Here is an 18,930-nt window from a genome sequence, read left to right on the forward strand (position 1 = left end):
GCCCCGGACAGGGGCACCGAATTTACGGCTGACGAGGCACGAAAAACCCATGGCTACCAAAGCAATCGACGGAACGGGCACGCTCAAGCGCCGCATCCGCAAGGTGTTCGGCGACATCCACGAAGTGGTGCAGATGCCGAACCTGATCGAGGTTCAGCGCGAATCCTACGAACAGTTCCTGCGCAGCGATCCTTCGATCGGCTATGTCTCCGGGCTGGAAAAGACGCTGCGTTCGGTCTTCCCGATCCGCGACTTCGCCGGCACCGCCGAGCTCGACTTCGTCAATTACGAGCTGGAGCCCCCCAAGTTCGACGTCGAGGAATGCCGTCAGCGCGGCATCACCTATGCGGCGCCGATGCGCGTTACCCTCCGCCTGATCGTGTTCGAGGTCGATCCCGATACGGAAGCCCGGTCGGTGCTCGATATCAAGGAGCAGGACGTCTATATGGGCGACATGCCGCTGATGACGGGGAACGGCACGTTCTTCATCAACGGCACCGAGCGCGTGATCGTCAGCCAGATGCACCGTTCGCCGGGCGTGCTGTTCGACCATGATCGCGGCAAGACCCACGCATCGGGCAAGTATCTGTTCGCGGCGCGCGTGATCCCGTATCGTGGCTCGTGGCTCGATTTCGAGTTCGACGCGAAGGACATCGTCAACGTCCGCATCGATCGCAAGCGCAAGCTGCCGGTCACGACGCTGCTCTATGCCCTCGGCCTGAACAGCGAGGACATCCTCAACTATTTCTACAACCGCGTGACCTATGTCCGCGGCCCGAACGGCTGGCAGATCCCCTTCCAGGCCGAAAACTGGCGCGGCCAGAAGCCGATGTACGACATCGTCGATGCGCTGTCGGGCGAGATCGTGTTCGCGTCGGGGCAGAAGATTTCGCCCCGCGCCGCGAACAAGGCTGCCAAGGACGGGCTGACCACGCTGCTGATCCCGACCGAGGAAATCTTCGGTCGCTACAGCGCGTTCGACCTGATCAACGAGGCGACCGGCGAAATCTATATCGAAGCCGGCGACGAAGTCTCGGCTGAGAACCTCGAAATGCTCGACAAGGCCGGAATCGACCAGCTCGAGCTGCTCGACATCGATCACATCGCCACGGGTCCGTGGATCCGCAACACGCTCAAGGTCGACAAGGCAGAAGAGCGCGAGCAGGCGCTGTCCGACATTTATCGCGTGATGCGCCCCGGCGAGCCGCCGACGCTGGAAACCGCGGAGTCGCTGTTCTCGGGCCTGTTCTTCGATCCCGAGCGCTACGACCTGTCGGCTGTTGGCCGCGTCAAGCTCAACATGCGCCTCGACCTCGACGTCGAGGACACGGTGACGACGCTGCGCACCGAGGATATTCTCGAAGTCGTCAAGACGCTCGTGAACCTCAAGGACGGCAAGGGCGAAGTCGACGACATCGACAACCTCGGCAACCGTCGTGTGCGTTCGGTGGGCGAGCTGCTGGAGAACCAGTATCGCGTCGGCCTGCTCCGCATGGAGCGCGCCGTGAAGGAGCGCATGTCGTCGGTCGATGTGTCGACCGTGATGCCAAACGACCTGATCAACGCGAAGCCCGCGGTCGCTGCGGTGCGCGAATTCTTCGGTTCGTCGCAGCTCTCGCAGTTCATGGATCAGACCAACCCGCTGTCGGAAGTTACCCACAAGCGCCGCGTGTCGGCACTTGGACCGGGTGGTCTGACGCGTGAGCGCGCGGGCTTCGAAGTCCGCGACGTTCATCCGACGCATTATGGCCGCATCTGCCCGATCGAAACGCCGGAAGGCCCGAACATCGGTCTGATCAACTCGCTGGCGTCGTTCAGCCGGGTGAACAAATACGGCTTCATCGAAACGCCGTACCGCAAGATCATCGACGGCAAGGTGACCAACGACGTCGTCTATCTGTCGGCGATGGAAGAGGCCAAGCACACGATCGCGCAGGCCTCTGCCGAGCTCGACGAGGAAGGCCGCTTCACCGAGGAACTGGTGTCCTCGCGTCAGGCGGGCGAATTCCTGATGGCGCTGCCCGACCAGGTCACGCTGATGGACGTCAGCCCCAAGCAGCTCGTCTCGGTCGCCGCATCGCTCATTCCGTTCCTGGAAAACGATGACGCCAACCGCGCGCTGATGGGCTCGAACATGCAGCGTCAGGCCGTGCCGCTGGTGAAGGCGGAAGCGCCCTTCGTCGGGACCGGCATGGAAGAAACCGTCGCGCGTGACTCCGGCGCCGCCATCGCGGCCCGCCGTTCGGGCGTGGTCGATCAGGTCGACGCGACCCGTATCGTCATCCGCGCCTCGGGCGATGTCGAAGCCACGCAGAGCGGCGTCGACATCTACACGCTGATGAAGTTCCAGCGCTCGAACCAGTCGACCTGCATCAACCAGCGTCCGCTGGTGAAGGTGGGCGAGACCGTCAATGCCGGCGACATCATCGCCGACGGCCCGTCGACCGAGTTCGGCGAGCTGGCGCTGGGCCGCAATGCGCTCGTCGCGTTCATGCCCTGGAACGGCTATAACTATGAGGATTCGATCCTCATCAGCGAGCGGATCGTGAAGGACGACGTGTTCACGTCGATCCATATCGACGAGTTCGAAGTGATGGCCCGCGACACCAAGCTGGGGCCGGAGGACATCACCCGCGACATCCCGAACGTCGGCGAGGAGGCACTGCGCAACCTCGACGAGGCCGGCATCGTCTATATCGGCGCCGAAGTGGAGCCGGGCGACATCCTGGTCGGCAAGATCACCCCCAAGGGTGAATCGCCGATGACGCCGGAGGAAAAGCTCCTCCGCGCCATCTTCGGCGAAAAGGCCAGCGACGTGCGCGACACCTCGCTCCGCCTGCCGCCGGGCGTTACCGGGACGATCGTCGACGTGCGCGTCTTCAATCGCCACGGCATCGACAAGGACGAGCGCGCGATGGCGATCGAGCGCGAAGAGATCGAGCGCCTGAAGAAGGACAGCGACGACGAGCGCAACATCCTCAACCGCGCCACCTGGTCGCGCCTGAAGGAAATGCTGCTCGGCCAGGTCGCGACCGGCGCGCCGAAGGGCGTCAAGAAGGGCTCGACGATCGACGCCGACCTGCTCGACTCGGTCGACCGCCACGAATGGTGGAAGTTCGCGGTGCAGGACGACGCAATGCAGTCGAACCTCGAAGCCGTGAAGGTCCAGTATGACGAGGCGGTGAAGCGCATCACCGACAAGTTCCACGATCGTCGCGACAAGCTGGAGCGTGGCGACGAGCTGCCGCCGGGCGTGCTCAAGATGGTCAAGGTCTTCGTCGCGGTGAAGCGCAAGCTGCAGCCGGGCGACAAGATGGCCGGCCGTCACGGCAACAAGGGCGTGATCTCGCGCATCCTGCCGGCGGAGGACATGCCGTTCCTCGCCGACGGTACGCCGGTCGACCTCGTGCTCAACCCGCTGGGCGTGCCTTCGCGCATGAACGTCGGGCAGATCTTCGAGACGCATCTTGGCTGGGCCGCCCGCAATTTGGGCATGCAGGTCTCGGCGATGCTGGAGGATTGGCGCGAAGCCAACCCCGAGGCACAGCCGGGCACGATGCCCGAGCCGGTCAAGGAGCGCCTGAAGGAGATCTACGGCGGTCACTATATCGACGAGATCGAAGCACGCGACGCGGGCCAGATCATCGAGCTGGCGAACAACACCCGCACGGGCATTCCGATGGGCACCCCGGTGTTCGACGGCGCGCGCGAAGCCGATGTGTCGGCGATGCTGGAACTGGCAGGCCTCGAATCCTCGGGCCAGTCGACGCTCTATGACGGTCGCACCGGCGAGGCGTTCGATCGCAAGGTGACGGTGGGCATCATCTACATGCTCAAGCTCCACCACCTTGTGGACGACAAGATCCACGCCCGCTCGATCGGGCCGTACAGCCTCGTCACCCAGCAGCCGCTGGGCGGTAAGGCGCAGTTCGGCGGACAGCGCTTCGGCGAAATGGAAGTGTGGGCGCTCCAGGCGTATGGCGCGGCGTACACGCTCCAGGAAATGCTGACGGTGAAGTCGGACGACGTGGTCGGGCGCACCAAGGTCTATGAAGCGATCGTCAAGGGCGACGACACGTTCGAGGCCGGCATTCCAGAGAGCTTCAACGTGCTCGTCAAGGAAATGCGCTCGCTGGGCCTCAACGTCGAGTTGAAGACCGACGAGCCGGGCTACGACACCGACGGCGTCCAGATCGCGGCGGAGTAAGCGACCCAGTCTCCCTCTCCCCCTCGGGGGAGAGGGTCGGGGAGAGGGGCCTGTAACACGGCAACCACTCTCCCCCTCTCCCCTGCCCTCTCCCCTGAAGGGGAGAGGGAGTTTGAGGAAAAAGAAATGAACGAACTGACCAATTTCGCGAACCCGGTGGCCAAGCCGGAGACCTTCGACCAGATCCAGATCGGCATCGCGTCCCCGGACCGCATCCGTTCGTGGTCGTTCGGCGAGATCAAGAAGCCCGAGACCATCAACTATCGCACGTTCAAGCCCGAGCGTGACGGCCTGTTCTGCGCGCGCATCTTCGGTCCGATCAAGGATTACGAGTGCCTGTGCGGCAAGTACAAGCGCATGAAGTACAAGGGCATCGTCTGCGAAAAGTGCGGCGTGGAAGTGACCGTCTCGAAGGTCCGCCGCGAGCGCATGGGCCATATCGAGCTGGCCGCCCCGGTCGCGCACATCTGGTTCCTCAAGTCGCTGCCGTCGCGCATCGGCCTGCTGCTCGACATGCAGCTCAAGCAGCTTGAGCGCGTCCTGTATTTCGAGAGCTACATCGTCACCGAGCCGGGCCTGACCCCGCTCGAGAAGTTCCAGCTCCTCACCGAGGACGAACTGCTCGACGCGCAGGATGAATATGGCGAAGACGCTTTCTCGGCCGGCATTGGCGCCGAAGCGGTCAAGATCATGCTCATGGACCTCGACCTTGAGGGCGAGCGCAAGGAGCTGCTCGAAGAGCTGGCAGTCACCAAGTCCGAGCTGAAGCCCAAAAAGATCATCAAGCGGCTCAAGGTCGTCGAAAGCTTCATCGATTCGGGCAACCGCCCGGAGTGGATGATCCTGGACGTCGTTCCGGTCATCCCGCCCGAGCTGCGCCCGCTGGTGCCGCTGGACGGTGGCCGCTTCGCGACGTCGGATCTCAACGATCTGTACCGCCGCGTGATCAACCGTAACAACCGCCTCAAGCGGCTGATGGAGCTGCGCGCGCCGGACATCATCGTCCGCAACGAAAAGCGCATGCTCCAGGAAGCCGTCGACGCGCTGTTCGACAATGGCCGCCGCGGCCGCACGATCACCGGCGCGAACAAGCGTCCGCTCAAGTCGCTGTCCGACATGCTGAAGGGCAAGCAGGGCCGCTTCCGTCAGAACCTCCTGGGTAAGCGCGTCGACTATTCGGGCCGTTCGGTCATCGTGACCGGTCCGGAACTGAAGCTGCACCAGTGCGGCCTGCCGAAGAAGATGGCGCTCGAGCTGTTCAAGCCGTTCATCTATGCCCGTCTCGACGCCAAGGGTCTCTCGATGACCCTGAAGCAGGCGAAGAAGTGGGTCGAGAAGGAGCGCAAGGAAGTCTGGGACATCCTCGACGAAGTGATCCGCGAGCATCCCGTGCTGCTGAACCGCGCGCCGACGCTCCACCGTCTCGGCATCCAGGCGTTCGAGCCGGTGCTGATCGAGGGCAAGGCGATCCAGCTGCACCCGCTGGTCTGCTCGGCCTTCAACGCCGACTTCGACGGCGACCAGATGGCGGTCCATGTGCCGCTGTCGCTGGAAGCCCAGCTCGAAGCACGCGTACTGATGATGTCGACCAACAACATCCTCAGCCCCGCGAACGGCAAGCCGATCATCGTGCCGTCGCAGGACATGGTGCTTGGTCTGTACTATCTGTCGATGCTCAAGGAGGGTGAGCCCGGCGAGAACATGATCATCGGTGACATGTCGGAAGTCCACCAGGCGCTCAACGCCGGGGCGGTCACGCTGCACACCAAGATCATCAGCCGCGTTCCGCAGACCGACGAAGCCGGCAAGACCTACCTCAAGCGCTTCGAGACGACCCCGGGTCGCATGCTGCTGGGCGAATGCCTGCCGCACAGCCACAAGGTGCCGTTCGACGTCGTCAATCGCCTTCTGACCAAGAAGGACGTGGGCGACGTGATCGACGAGGTCTATCGCCACACCGGCCAGAAGGAGACCGTGCTGTTCGCCGACGCGATCATGGCACTGGGCTTCCGTCATGCGTTCAAGGCGGGCATTTCGTTCGGCAAGGACGACATGATCATTCCGGACGCCAAGGTCGGCCTGGTCGACGGTACGCGCGCGCTCGTGAAGGATTACGAGCAGCAGTATCAGGACGGCCTGATCACGCAGCAGGAGAAGTACAACAAGGTGATCGACGCCTGGAGCCGTTGCGGCGATCAGGTGGCGGGCGCCATGATGGACGAGATCAAGGCGGTGAAGCGCTACGAGGACGGCCCGATGAAGGGCCGCGAGAAGCCGATCAACTCGATCTACATGATGGCCCACTCGGGTGCCCGCGGTTCGCAGGCGCAGATCAAGCAGCTCGCCGGCATGCGCGGCCTGATGGCCAAGCCTTCGGGCGAGATCATCGAGACGCCGATCATCTCGAACTTCAAGGAAGGCCTGACCGTCCTTGAATATTTCAACTCCACCCACGGCGCCCGCAAGGGTCTGGCGGATACGGCGCTCAAGACGGCGAACTCGGGGTATCTCACCCGCCGTCTGGTCGACGTGTCGCAGGATTGCGTGATCATGGAGCTGGATTGCGGCACCGAACGTGCGCTGGAAATGCGCGCGATCGTGCAGGGCGGCTCGACCATCGCGTCGCTCGGCGAACGTATCCTGGGCCGCACCACGGCAGAGGACGTCGTCGATCCGAAGACCAACGAAGTCGTCATCCCGACGGGCACGCTGCTCGACGAGGCGATGATCACGCGGATCGAGGGCCTGGGTATCCAGGGCATGAAGATCCGTTCGCCGCTGGTCTGCGAAGCCAAGATCGGCGTGTGCGGCAAATGCTATGGCCGCGATCTGGCGCGTGGTACGCCGGTCAACATCGGCGAAGCGGTGGGTGTCATCGCGGCGCAGTCGATCGGTGAGCCGGGCACGCAGCTGACGATGCGTACCTTCCACATCGGCGGCGCGGCACAGCTCAACGAGCAGTCGAACCTCGAAGCGACCTCGGACGGCAAGATCGAGCATCGCGATCTGCGCCTGATCACCGATCAGCGTGGCCGTCGCGTGGTGCTCAGCCGCTCGGGCGAACTGGCGATCGTGGATATGGATGGCCGCGAACTGGCGGTGCATCGCATCCCGTACGGCGCTTATGTGCTGTTCGACGACGGCCATATCGTCAGCCAGGGCGATCGCATGGCGGAATGGGACCCGTTCACCATGCCGCTGATCACCGAAAACCCCGGTACGGTGAAATATGTCGAGGTCATCGACGGCAAGACGATGAGCGAGCAGGTCGACGAAGCGACCGGCATCGCCCAGCGCGTCATCGTGGAAAACCGCGGTGCGGCGGCGAAGAAGGAAGATCTTCGTCCCCGCCTGACCCTGCTCGACGAATCGTCGGGTGAGGCCGGTCGCTACATGCTGGCGCCGGGTGCGGTGCTCTCGGTCGAGGACGGCGCACAGGTCCAGGCCGGTGACGTTCTGGCCCGTGTCAGCCGCGAGTCCGCCAAGACCCGCGACATCACCGGCGGTCTGCCGCGCGTCGCCGAGCTGTTCGAAGCGCGCAAGCCCAAGGAAAACGCGATCATCGCGAAGGTCTCGGGCCGCGTCGTGTTCGGCAAGGACTACAAGGCCAAGCGCAAGATCGGGATCATGCCCGACGATGGCGGCGAGGTCGTGGAGTATCTGGTGCCGAAGTCGAAGGTCATCGACGTCCAGGAAGGCGATTACGTCAAGCGTGGCGACAATCTGATCGGCGGCTCGCCCGATCCGCACGACATTCTGGAAGTGCTCGGCATCGAGCCGCTGGCAGAATATCTCGTGTCGGAAATCCAGGAAGTCTATCGACTCCAGGGCGTGAAGATCAACGACAAGCACATCGAGGTGATCGTTCGCCAGATGCTGCAAAAGGTCGAGATCATCGAGAGCGGCGACACCACGCTTCTGGTCGGCGAACAGCTCGACCGTGAGGAGATGGACGACGTCAACTCGAAGCTGACCCCCGGCCAGTCGCCTGCAGCGGGCAAGCCGATCCTGCTCGGCATCACCAAGGCGTCGCTGCAGACCCGCAGCTTCATCTCGGCGGCGTCGTTCCAGGAGACCACCCGCGTCCTCACCGAGGCGGCGGTCCAGGGCAAGCAGGACACGCTGATCGGCCTGAAGGAAAACGTGATCGTCGGCCGCCTGATCCCAGCGGGCACCGGCGCGGGCATGAACCGTCTGCGCGTGGCAGCCTCGTCGCGCGACGCCGCGCTGCGGGTCGCCCAGCGCAAGATGGACGCCGCGCTGATCGCCCCGAACAGCGCCGCCGAAGAGCGCAAGGCCGAGCACGCACGCAGTGCGCGTGACGCCGCGGGCACCGGCGACGACGCGCTGGCATCGGTCGTGCCCTCGGGCCACGGCACCGATGCCGATGCGGGCGAGTATCTGAACAAGGAATAATCCCCTCGTTCAGCCGCTCTCGCGCTGACAGACAAAATGCCGCCGTCCGGAATGTCCGGGCGGCGGTTTTTTGTGGGGTGATCGACGGCCCGAAACCCGTCGTCATCCGCGCGCGCCCGGTATATGCAGCGCCCATGGCCACCGAACTCCACGCCCTCACCGTCCCGCCGCTGCGCCGGGGCCTCACCCAACTCGCCGCGATCCTCGAAAAGGGCCGCGCCTTTGCCGAGGAACAGGGGTTCCCCCCGGAGACGCTGCTCGAGGCCAGGCTGGCCGAGGACATGGCGACCCTGATCCGCCAGGTGCAGCTCGCCAGCGATTCCGCCAAGTTCGCGGGCGCGCGGCTGGCGGGGATCACGCCGCCGCCGATGGCCGATACCGAGACGAGCTTCGCCGAACTGGCCGATCGTGTCGCCGCGACGATCGCGTTCCTCGACACCATCCCGCCGGAGGCGATGCAGGGCCGCGAGGAGACCGACGTGACGCTCAAGACGTCATCGCGCAGCTTCGAGTTCAAGGCGCTGGCCTATCTCCAGCGTTTCGCGCTGCCCAACTTCTATTTCCACGTCACCACGGCCTATGCGATCCTCCGCCACAAGGGCGTGCCGCTGGCCAAGCCCGACTATCTCGGGGCTTTCTGAGCCATGGCGCGGGTCGCGGTGATCGGCGCCGGGGCGATCGGCGGGACGATCGCCGCATGGCTCGCCCAGTCGCATGACGTGACGCTCTGCGCGCGCTCGCCGCTCGACGACCTTGCGGTGGAGACGCCCGAGGGCCTGATCCGCGCCACCCCGCTTGTCCTCACCGATCCGGCGGCGGCGCAGCCGGTCGACTGGGTGCTGGCGGCGACCAAGACCTATGACGCGGCGGGCGCAGCAGCATGGCTGCCCGGCCTCATGGCGCCGACGACGCGGTTGGCGGTGCTCCAGAACGGCGTCGAGCATCGCGCGCGGTTTCGCGGGCTCGTCCCCGACGCGCATGTCCTCCCCGCCATCGTCGACATCCCCGCCGAACGACACGCGCCGGGCCGCATCCTCCAGCGCCGCAACGGCACCATCCTCGTCCCCGAAGGCGTGGCGGGCGAAGGCTTCGCCGCGCTGTTCGTCGACACTCCGATCGCCGTATCGACCACGGCGGACTTCACCACCGCCGCATGGCGCAAGCTGGCGATCAACTGCGCCGGCATCGTCAACGCGCTGACGCTGCGCACCGCCGAAGTGGCGCGCGACGAAGCCGTGGCCGACGTGATCCGCGCGCTGGTGCTCGAGTGCTGCGCCGTGGGCCGCGCGGAGGGCGCCGACATGCCCGATAGCGTGGCCGATGCGGTGGTGGCGCAGAACCGGGCAGCGGACGGCGCCTCGATGAACTCGCTCCACGCCGACCGCGTCGCAGGGCGCCCGATGGAGCTGGACGCGCGCAACGGCGTGATCGTGCGGCTGGGCGAACACCATGGTATCGCGACCCCGATGAACCGGGCGCTGGCGGCGTTGCTGGCGGCTGCGGCGGGTTGAGACCCACCGTCACCCCGGGCTTGACCCGGGGCCCAGCTTCTTTCTTTCGCACGACGCCCGCCCACCGGCTCGCAGATGCAGCGGGGCCCCGGGTCAAGCCCGGGGTGACGAAGGCAGGATAACCCTCAAATCGCCACCACCCGCGTCCCCAGCCGCTCCGCCTCCTCCCGGTCATGCGTCACCATCAGGATCGGCAACCCCGCGCCGTCGCGCAGCCGCTCGATCAGCGCCATGATCTCCTCCCGCCGCGCGCGGTCCAGCGACGATAGCGGCTCGTCGAGCAACAGGAAGCGCGGCGCCGACAACAGCGCCCGCCCGATCGCCACCCGCCGCGCCTCGCCGCCCGACAAAGTGCGCGGCCAGCGGTCGAGCAGCGCGCCCAGCCCGAGCAGCGCGATCGTCTCGTCCACGTCCGCAGCCCCCTCGCGCGATCCGTACAACAGGTTCGCCCGCACGCGCAGGTGCGGGAACAGCCGCGTCTCCTGAAACACATAGCCCGCACGCCGCGCCTCGGGGGGCAGGTCCACCCCCTGCGCCGCCTCGAACAGCGTCTCGCCGCCCACCCGCACATGCCCCGTATCGGGCACCAGCAGCCCCGCCACCATGTTGAGCACGCTCGTCTTGCCCGCCCCCGATGGCCCGAACAACACCGTCAGCCCGTCGCCTTCGATCCGACACGCGACGTCCGCCTCGCCCACGCGCCGCGCGACATCGATGTCAAAGGACATGCAGCCCCCTCCCCGCCCGCCGCGCGATCAGCTCGGACCCGACCAGCGCCGCCAGCGACAACAGCACCGAAATCCCCGCCAGCCGCAGCACCATCGCCTCGCCCCCCGGCGTCTGGAGCGCGGCATAGATGGCGAGCGGCAGTGTCTGGGTCTCGCCCGGCACGTTGGAGACGAAGGTGATCGTCGCGCCAAACTCGCCCAGCGCGCGCGCGAACCCCAGCACCGCCCCCGCAACGATTCCCGGCAGGCTCAGCGGCAGCGTGATCGTGCGAAAACTGCGCCAGCGCCCCGCCCCCAGCGTCCGCGCCGCCTGCTCCAGCCGCCGGTCGACGGCCTCGATCGACAGCCGCATCGCGCGCACCATCAGCGGCAGCGCCATCACCGCGGCGGCAATCGCCGCGCCGGTCCAGCGGAACAGCACGCTCACGCCGAACCACGCCTCCAGCCACCCCCCGATCGGCCCCGCAGGCGCAAAGGCGAGCAGCAACAGCCAACCCGTCACCACCGGCGGCACCACCAAAGGCAGATGGACCAGCCCATCGAGCAGCACCTTCCCCGGAAACCGCCCCCGCGCGAGCAGCCACGCCAGCCCGAACGCGACCGGCAGGCACGCCAGCACCGCCACCCCGCCGACCTGAAGCGACAGCGCGACGATGCCCCATTCGGCGGGGCTCAGCACGGCGCGGCGGGGGGGTCGCTTGGCATCGCCCCATCCATGCCCGCCCCCGCCCCGCCCCGCAAGCGGCCACCCGCCCAGTCCGAATGACGGAACGCCGCCGAAACGCGCTGGCGAACCCGGACCCGTCCCGTTAGGTCTGCGCGGGATAAAGGGAGTTCCTCTGTGATCATCGGCATCGACCTGGGCACCACCAACAGCGCCGCAGCCCTCTGGCGCGACGGTCAGCCGGTGCTGATCCCCAATGCGCTGGGCGACATGCTGACCCCCTCCGCCGTGTCGCTCACCGCCGACGGCGCGCTGCTCGTCGGCATGGCCGCGCGCGAGCGCCAGGCGACGCATCCGCGCGATACCGTCACTGCGTTCAAGCGCCACATGGGCACGCAACAAATCGCCACGCTGGGGAAGCGCGGCTTCAATGCCGAGGAACTCTCCGCGCTCGTCCTGCGCCAGCTAAAGGCTGATGCCGAGGCGTTCACCGGCGAGCCCGTCACCGGCGCCGTCATCACCGTCCCCGCCTATTTCAACGATCGCCAGCGCAAGGCGACGCGCCGCGCGGGCCAGCTTGCCGATCTCAAGGTAGAGCGGCTCGTCAACGAACCCACTGCCGCCGCGCTGGCGTTCGGCGTGCAGACACGCGAGCAGGAGCCGTTCCTGGTGTTCGATCTCGGCGGCGGCACCTTCGACGTGTCGATCGTCGAAGTGTTCGACGGCGTGATCGAAGTCCGCGCCTCGTCGGGCGACAACCGGCTGGGGGGCGAGGATTTCAACGAACGGCTGATCGACCTGGCCCGCCCCCGGCTCCAGCCGCAATCGGCGCTGGACGCCGCCGACCCGGTGGTCCTTCACGAATTGCTCCGCGCCGCCGCCGAACGCGCCCGCCGCACGCTGAGCGACGCGAACGAGGCCGAATTCGCCATCGTCCTCGACGGAAAGGCGCTGTCGACCACCGTCACCGCCGATGCGTTCGAGGAAGCCGCCGCGCAGCTGCTCCAGCGGCTGCGCGACCCCGTGCTGCGAAGTCTGCGCGATTCCAGCATCCGCGTGGAGGACCTGAGCGAGATCGTGCTGGTCGGCGGATCGACGCGAATGCCCGTGGTGCGCCGTGCGATCACCCGCATGTTCGGGCGCTTCCCCAATGCGACGGTGCATCCCGACCACGCGGTCGCGCTGGGCGCGGCGGTGCAGGCGGGGCTGCTCGCGCGCTCGGCGGCGCTCGAGGAAGTGCGGATGACCGATGTCTGCCCCTTCACGCTGGGGGTGGATACGGCGGAGCCCGACGGGCGCGGCGGGTATCGCACCGGCATCTTCTCGCCGATCATCGATCGCAACACCACGATCCCGGCCAGCCGCGCCAGCTATTACCAGACCGTCTCGGACAATCAGAAGCAGATCCATTTCGGCATCTATCAGGGCGAAGCGCGCGACGTCGCCGCCAATGTGAAGCTGGGCGAGATCAGCGTGCCCGTGCCCCGCAAGCCCGCCGGCCAGATCGGCGTCGAATGCCGCTTCACTTATGACAGCAGCGGCCTGCTCGAAGTCGATATCAGCGTCCCCGGCACCGACGTCACGCGCAACCTCGTGATCGTCGACGACGCCGACGCGATGACCGACGCCGAAATCGCCAAGCGCCGCGACGCACTCGCCGCGCTCAAGGTGCATCCGCGCGAGCAGAGCGAGAACGCCGCCGTGCTGGCCCGCGCCACGCGCTGCTACGAAGCGTTCCTGGGCGACCAGCGCGAGTTTATCGGCCGCTGGATCGGGATGTTCGAAAGCGCGCTGGAAGCACAGGAGCCGCGCGCGATCCACGAGGCGCGGCAAAGGCTGGTCGATGCGCTGGACTCGGTCGAGGGGGAACGCTTCCTGTGAGCCACGGGCCCGCGTGGCGCACATTGGGGATCGCCCCGACCAACGACACCCGCGCGATCCGCCGCGCCTATGCCGCACGGCTCAAGACGATCGACGTGGAGGCCGATCCCGCCGCGTTCATCGCGCTGCGCGAGGCGTTCGAGGACGCGACGCAACAGGCGGCGTGGCTCGACGAGAAGGGCGAAGAGCGGGAGTGGAACTGGGAAGAGGAAGCGGAGTCCGCTCCCGAAGCTGCCACGCCGGAGCCCGAGCCGGAGCCGCCTGCCCCGTCGCTTGCCCCGCAGCCATGGGCACCGCGCACGCCCGACTATTACGAAGGCCATGCCACCGCGCTGGCCGAGTTGCTCCACCGCAACGACCTGGCGCCGCGTCCGCTCCCCAGCACGATCGACCGGCGCGAGATGCTCGATCATTGGCGGGTTATCGTCAGCGATCCACGGATGGACCGCATCGACTTCGCCGCAGATGTTGAAGCCTGGATCGCGCAGCTTGTCGGCTACACCATCCCGTTCTCCGACACGCTGATCCTGCCCGTCACCGAGTATTTCGGTTGGTATCGCGACGACGGCACGATCCGCCAGAGCCCCGGCATGGCCGAGATCACGGCCCGCTATCGCCTGCTGCGCCTGGTCGAAGACTTCGCGACGCCCGGCCATCAACATCATGCGGCGTGGATGGAACTGACGACGCCCGCATATGAGGGATCACGCCGGGGCCGGGTAAAACGCTCCGAGGTGCGCGCGCTGATCGCGCTGGCCCGCAACCACTATCCCGACCTGGAACTGAGCTTCGATCCCGATCGGGTGGCATTATGGGACCCGAAGCACCGGATCGGGACGCAAGCGGCTGAAGGATCGGGGTTCTTTTCCGGCTGGAGCTGGCAATTCGGCTGGGTTCTGCTGGTGATCGTCGTCCTCAACATCGGTCGCTGCGCGTTCCAGGATCGCGACAGCACCCGACCGTCCCCTTTTCAGATCGAGCGGACGCTGGAAAGCGAGGATCGCGACATCCAGGCGCTGCTCGATCGGGTTGGCGACGCGTCGCTCCGCTGGGAGGCGGTGCAGGCCCAGAACAAGCCGCTGGCGATGCTGCTCCATTCGAACTGGCTAATCGGGCGGGACGCGAAGGCGCAGCCGCGCGAATGGTCCGACAAAATGGCCAAGCTGCTTCTCGAACGCTTCGACGACCAGCTTCCCGATGCGCCCTATCGGCTGCGCGTCGCGTTCAATCGGGTGCTGATCCAAAAGGCACAGGCGCTGCTCGCTGCCAATCCCGCGCATTGCGACGCGATGATGAAGGGGCAAAGCTATCCCGTCGAGGAGGTCCCCGAAGCGTTGCGCGACCAGCGCGCGCTGGTCGCGCAGGTCCTTCTGGAAACCCAGGTCGAACCGCGCGCGCAGTTGGATCGACGCGGCTTCTCGGTATCCCCGCCCGTCATGGCCGCGATCACCGAAAAGGCAGGCATCACGCGCGATCAATTGCGGGAGGCACTGCTCTTCAAGGCCGACGCGCGAACCAACTGCGTCGCCCGCATCGCGCTGATGGAAACCGCAGTCGCCCTGCCGCAGGCGGAGGGCGCCGCGCTGCTGCAATAGCGTTCAGCGCTCCCCTTCCGCTCGCGGGAGGGGTCGGGGGGGGCAGACCGGGAAAAGCCGCGACTGCGAAGCTACGGCCCCTCCCCTAACCCCTCCCGCAAGCGGAAGGGGAATTTTGGAGAAAAGGGAATCGCCGCGACACCAGCGCTCCCCTCCCGCTCGCGGGAGGGGTCGGGGGAGGGACGGACCGGGAAGCCGCGACTGCGAAGCTACAGCCCCTCCCCTAGCACCTCCCGCAAGCGGAAGGGGAATTTTGGAGAAAAGGGAATCGCCGCGACACCAGCGCTCCCCTCCCGCTCGCGGGAGGGGTCGGGGGAGGGGCAGACCGGGAAGCCGCGACTGCGAAGCTACAGCCCCTCCCCTAACCCCTCCCGCAAGCGGAAGGGGGATTTTGGAGAAAAGGGAATCGCGACGACACCAGCGCTCCCCTCCCGCTCACGGGAGGGGTCGGGGGAGGGACCGACCGGGAAGCGCGACCCAGAGGCCCCGCACCCCCTCACCCCGGCTGAAACCCAAACCCCGCAAACACCCCCTGCCCCTCGCGCCCCAGCAGGAAGCGACGGAACCCCTCGGCATCGGGGCTGGTCGATGCGCGCAGCCGCGCAAGCGGGTAGCGGATCGGGGGGTGGACGCTGGTGGGGAACATGCGGAATGCGCGCACCCGCGACGATGCCCGTGCGTCGGTGGCATAGACCACGCCCCATTCCGCCGCGCCGCGCTCGACCAGCGCCATCGCCGCGCGGACATTCTCGGCGCGCACCACGCGCGGCGCGATGCCGGGCCATAGCCGCATCGCCTCGAATGCCGCCTTGGCATAGCGCCCCGCCGGCACCGAATCCGGGTCCGCCAGCGCGATCCGCCCCGTGGCGAGCAGTCGCGCCAGCGGCACGTCGCGCGAGGGCATCGGCTTCGTGGCGGACTGGATCACCACCAGCCGGTTGCCCAGGAACGGCGCGCGCGTGCCGGGGACGATCAGCCCGCGCCGCTCCAGATCGTCCATCCACGCCTCGTCCGCGCTCGCGAACAGATCGGCGGGCGCCCCCGCCGCGACTTGCCGCGCCAGCGCCGAGGATGCGGCGAACGACAGCACCGGGCGGGCGTGGCCCTTGCCCGCCCAGCGATCGGCGGCGGCGCTCATCGATTCCTGAAGACTGGCGGCGGCCAGCACCAAAGGTGCCGCGGGCGCGGCAACCGCCGCCTTCCCGAACAGCGCCGCCGCAGCAACGCCGCCCAGCATCTGCCGACGGTTCACGCGGCCGATTCCGTCGATCGGCGAGCGGGAACGACCGTCGCTTCCGGGCCACAGCGATCTGCAAACTCGTGAATAAATCCGTCCTCCCAACGCTGCCCGCGAATCGCATCCCATAATTTTGGGGAATGAATCCTAAACCGAGGATGGTTGGCTGATGTTCTCCCGCAAATTCTACGCAGCATTGATTGCGACTACGGCCCTTTCCGCGCCCGCGCTCGCGCAACAGGCGACCGAGACTCCCAGTGGAGCACAGTCGCAGCCTAGCAAGGCGGAACCCGAGAAGGAAGTCTTCTCCACCGGCGTCGCCAAGGGCCGCGATCGCCTCGACAGCGCGACCTCGACCAGTTCGCTAAAGGGCACCGAGGCACAGAAGCTCGGCCCGGTCGGGCTCGCCGACATCCTGCGCACGATGCCCGGGCTCCGCGTCGAGAACGGGATCAGCGAGGGCAACAACAACTATACCGTGCGCGGGCTGCCGATCGGATCGGGCGGCTCCAAATATGTGCTGCTCGAAGAGGACGGCTTGCCCGTTATCGAGTTCAACGACGTGTTCAACATGGCGGGCGATTCGTTCTTCCGCGCCGATTTCAACATCGCCCAGATCGAGACGATCCGCGGCGGCTCGGCCTCGACCTTCGCGTCGAATTCGCCCGGCGGGCTGATCAACCTGATCTCGAAGACCGGCGAGGTCGAGGGCGGCTCGATCCAGTTCACCACCGGGCTCGACTATGACCTGAAGCGCGCCGATTTCGATTACGGCGCCCGGCTCAGCGACACGCTGCGCTTCCATGTCGGCGGATTCTATCGCGTCGGCGAAGGCCCGCGCAACGCCGGCTTCACCGCGTTCAAGGGCGGCCAGCTCAAGCTGAACGTCACCAAGGAGTTCGCCAACGGCTATATCCGGCTCTACGCCAAGCTGCTCGACGATCGCGCCCCCAGCTATGCTGTCTATCCGGTCGCGATCACGGGGTCGAACGACAAGCCGGTGTTCAAGAATATCGGCGGGTTCGACATCCTGAAGGACACGATGTTCTCGCCCAACATCAGCACGCTGCTCACGCTCGACGGCAACAACCAGGTCAGGCAATTCCCGGTCAAGAACGGCCAGCACCCAAAGAGCAAGTCGATCGGGCTCGAGACGCAGTTCGAAGTCGGCGGTTGGACGATGACCAACCGGATGCGCTACACCAGCACCTCGGGCGAGTTCCTCCGCGCCTTCCCCAGCACGGTCGGCCCGATCGCGACGATCGCCGCCTCGCTCGCCGGAGCCGGCGCGACCGCGACCTATGCCAACGGCCCCAATGCGGGCAAGGCCGTGCCCACCGATGCGAACGGCAACGGCCTGCTGTCGAACTTCTTCGTCAACACCTACAATCTGCGCAACGGCGACCATTTCGCCGACGATTTCCGCGCCACCCGCGTCTGGCGGGTCGGCGGCGGCAACCTGACCGTCACCGGCGGTCTCTATATCGCCGCGCAGACGCTGACGGTCGACGCGCTCCAGATCTCGATGGTCACCGATGTCGTCGGCGACGGGCGTGCCTCGCTCGTCAACCTCACCACCGCCGGCGGAGTCGCGCAGACGCAGGACGGCGTCTATGCCTATAGCCGCAACGGGCCGAAGCTGCGCCGCGCATACGACGTCGATTACAGCACCGCCGCCCCCTATGGCTCGGTCAATTTCCACATCGGCAAGATCGCGATCGGCGGCAGCCTGCGCTACGACACCGGCCATGCTCGCGGGCGTGCGGTAGGCGCCGATCTCGGCGGCGGTCGCGTCGGCACGATCAGCTACGACATGAACGGCGACGGCAAGATCAGCCTCCCCGAGACCCGCGTCTCCACACTCCCGCTCGGCCAGGCGGCGCCGGTCGACTATGACTTCGGCTATCTCAGCTATTCGGCGGGCGTGAACTACCGCATCGCCGAGCCCCTCGCCCTGTTCGCGCGCTACAGCCGCGGCGGGCGCGTCAACGCCGACAAGATCCTGTTCACCAGCGCGATCGACACCACCACCGGCGACCTCACCGACGCGCGCCAGGGCTATGACATCGTCCGCCAGCTCGAAGGCGGGCTGAAGTTCCGTAAATCGGGCATCACCTTCAACGCCACTGCCTTCCTCGCCTATGCCGACGACCACAACCAGCTCAACGGCACCGCGACTCAGACCTCGCGCAAATACCGCACCTATGGCCTCGAGCTCGAAGCGGGCGCGCGCCGCGGCCCCTTCAGCCTCACCGCGGGCGCGACCTATACCAAGGCCAAGATCACCCAAGACTTTTTCGATCCCATTCTGACCGGCAAGGAACCGCGCCACCAGCCCGCCTGGACGCTCCAGGCGACGCCGCAGGTCGACACCAAATATGCCACGGTCGGCGCCAGCATCGTGACGATCACCAGCAGCTATGCGCAGGATCTCAACAAGCTGAAGATGCCGGGCTTCACGACCGTCGGCGCGTTCGTCGTGCTGCATCCGCTCGATCGGGTCGACCTCGCGCTCACCGCCACCAATGTGCTGAATGCAAAGGGTTTCCTCGACATCAGCCAGGGCGAGCTGCCCAGCACCGGGCTCGGCTGGGCGCGTTCGGTCCAGGGCCGCACGCTGGCGGCATCGGTACGCTTCAACTTCTGATCCCCTGTGCCTCCCCTTTCGCCCGGTCGCGCCCCCGCGCGGCC

At 66.5% G+C, this 18,930-nt stretch carries 10 protein-coding genes; 7 read left to right on the forward strand and 3 right to left on the reverse strand.

Going from position 1 to position 18,930, the window contains the following annotated elements; translation table 11 throughout:
- Positions 1-49 precede the first annotated feature (49 nt).
- From rpoB to TS85_RS10575, 4 genes are all read left to right on the forward strand, one after another.
- Positions 50-4,207, forward strand: coding sequence for a DNA-directed RNA polymerase subunit beta (gene rpoB / locus TS85_RS10560; protein WP_044332074.1), 4,158 nt, complete (start codon positions 50-52; stop codon positions 4,205-4,207).
- 126 nt (positions 4,208-4,333) lie between these two features.
- On the forward strand, positions 4,334-8,623 hold the full coding sequence (gene rpoC, locus TS85_RS10565; RefSeq protein WP_044332075.1) for a DNA-directed RNA polymerase subunit beta': 4,290 nt from the start codon (positions 4,334-4,336) through the stop codon (positions 8,621-8,623).
- A 134-nt stretch (positions 8,624-8,757) separates the two neighbouring features.
- Entirely contained in the window at positions 8,758-9,264 is a 507-nt protein-coding gene (locus TS85_RS10570; RefSeq protein ID WP_044336150.1) for a DUF1993 domain-containing protein, read from the forward strand.
- A gap of 3 nt (positions 9,265-9,267) precedes the next feature.
- Positions 9,268-10,134 carry a 2-dehydropantoate 2-reductase gene (locus tag TS85_RS10575; RefSeq protein ID WP_044332076.1) on the forward strand — a complete coding sequence of 289 codons (867 nt, stop codon included), beginning with the start codon at positions 9,268-9,270 and terminating at the stop codon, positions 10,132-10,134.
- A 125-nt stretch (positions 10,135-10,259) separates the two neighbouring features.
- Here the strand turns inward: TS85_RS10575 and TS85_RS10580 are convergent, their stop codons facing one another.
- Together TS85_RS10580 and modB are read right to left on the reverse strand one after the other, a co-directional pair.
- On the reverse strand, positions 10,260-10,862 hold the full coding sequence (locus tag TS85_RS10580; RefSeq protein WP_044332077.1) for an ATP-binding cassette domain-containing protein: 603 nt from the start codon (positions 10,860-10,862) through the stop codon (positions 10,260-10,262).
- The gene (gene modB / locus TS85_RS10585) at positions 10,852-11,541 is read right to left on the reverse strand and encodes a molybdate ABC transporter permease subunit (RefSeq protein WP_044332078.1); all 690 of its coding nucleotides are present in this window, start codon (positions 11,539-11,541) and stop codon (positions 10,852-10,854) included. Before modB ends, TS85_RS10580 begins: the two co-directional genes overlap by 11 nt.
- A 162-nt stretch (positions 11,542-11,703) precedes the next feature.
- Here modB and TS85_RS10590 point away from each other — a divergent pair, with 162 nt between their 5' ends.
- Positions 11,704-13,407 carry an Hsp70 family protein gene (locus tag TS85_RS10590; RefSeq protein WP_044332079.1) on the forward strand — a complete coding sequence of 568 codons (1,704 nt, stop codon included), beginning with the start codon at positions 11,704-11,706 and terminating at the stop codon, positions 13,405-13,407.
- On the forward strand, positions 13,404-15,002 hold the full coding sequence (locus TS85_RS10595) for a hypothetical protein (RefSeq protein ID WP_155006371.1): 1,599 nt from the start codon (positions 13,404-13,406) through the stop codon (positions 15,000-15,002). The genes TS85_RS10590 and TS85_RS10595 overlap by 4 nt, the downstream gene beginning before the upstream one ends.
- A gap of 496 nt (positions 15,003-15,498) precedes the next feature.
- Here TS85_RS10595 and modA read toward each other — a convergent pair whose 3' ends face one another.
- Entirely contained in the window at positions 15,499-16,239 is a 741-nt protein-coding gene (modA, locus tag TS85_RS10600) for a molybdate ABC transporter substrate-binding protein (protein ID WP_052507847.1), read from the reverse strand.
- 169 nt (positions 16,240-16,408) lie between these two features.
- Here modA and TS85_RS10605 point away from each other — a divergent pair, with 169 nt between their 5' ends.
- Positions 16,409-18,886 (forward strand): TonB-dependent receptor domain-containing protein, encoded by a 2,478-nt coding sequence (locus tag TS85_RS10605; RefSeq protein WP_044332081.1) that lies wholly within the window; start codon positions 16,409-16,411, stop codon positions 18,884-18,886.
- The last annotated feature ends 44 nt before the right edge of the window (positions 18,887-18,930 follow it).

The organism is Sphingomonas hengshuiensis, from assembly GCF_000935025.1.
Classification (GTDB): Bacteria; Pseudomonadota; Alphaproteobacteria; order Sphingomonadales; family Sphingomonadaceae; genus Sphingomonas; species Sphingomonas hengshuiensis.

Bases quoted from the DNA above. Each gene is read 5' to 3' on its own strand.
- modA (WP_052507847.1), bottom strand. From the start codon at position 16,239: ATGCTGGGCGGCGTTGCTGCGGCGGCGCTGTTCGGGAAGGCGGCGGTT.
- TS85_RS10570 (WP_044336150.1), top strand. From the start codon at position 8,758: ATGGCCACCGAACTCCACGCCCTCACCGTCCCGCCGCTGCGCCGGGGC.
- TS85_RS10605 (WP_044332081.1), top strand. From the start codon at position 16,409: ATGTTCTCCCGCAAATTCTACGCAGCATTGATTGCGACTACGGCCCTT.
- rpoC (WP_044332075.1), top strand. From the start codon at position 4,334: ATGAACGAACTGACCAATTTCGCGAACCCGGTGGCCAAGCCGGAGACC.
- TS85_RS10580 (WP_044332077.1), bottom strand. From the start codon at position 10,862: ATGTCCTTTGACATCGATGTCGCGCGGCGCGTGGGCGAGGCGGACGTC.
- rpoB (WP_044332074.1), top strand. From the start codon at position 50: ATGGCTACCAAAGCAATCGACGGAACGGGCACGCTCAAGCGCCGCATC.
- TS85_RS10575 (WP_044332076.1), top strand. From the start codon at position 9,268: ATGGCGCGGGTCGCGGTGATCGGCGCCGGGGCGATCGGCGGGACGATC.